We start from the raw sequence: 282 nt of genomic DNA, 5'->3' as shown, positions 1-282 counted from the left end.
AGCCGCCTACGTGCCGCGGCTTGTCCGCGGCATCCAGTAGATCTAAATCATTGGCAAATTTCTTCATACAGATCACGCCATTCAGGATTAAGTCCTTCAATTAAATTTATTTTCCATTGTCTTGGCCAATTTTTGAAGCGTTTTTCACGTCGAGCTGCCTCAATGTATAATTTATGTACTTCGTAATAGACAAGCATATGTACGTTATATTTAGCAGTGAAGCCAAGAATGACTTTGTTTTTGTGTTCCCAGGCCCGTTTGATGATATCTGACGTAGAACCC

1 protein-coding gene is annotated in these 282 nt (G+C 41.1%); it reads right to left on the bottom strand.

Going from position 1 to position 282, the window contains the following annotated elements:
• Positions 1-47: 47 nt before the first annotated feature.
• A partial coding sequence (locus tag Lsan_RS17380; RefSeq protein ID WP_083505175.1) for a GIY-YIG nuclease family protein occupies positions 48-282 on the bottom strand: 235 nt, incomplete at its 5' end.

Origin of the sequence: Legionella santicrucis, assembly GCF_001468135.1 — a bacterium.
In the GTDB taxonomy this organism is placed as follows: domain Bacteria; phylum Pseudomonadota; class Gammaproteobacteria; order Legionellales; family Legionellaceae; genus Legionella; species Legionella santicrucis.
This window is presented reverse-complemented; position numbering and strand designations above follow the sequence as displayed.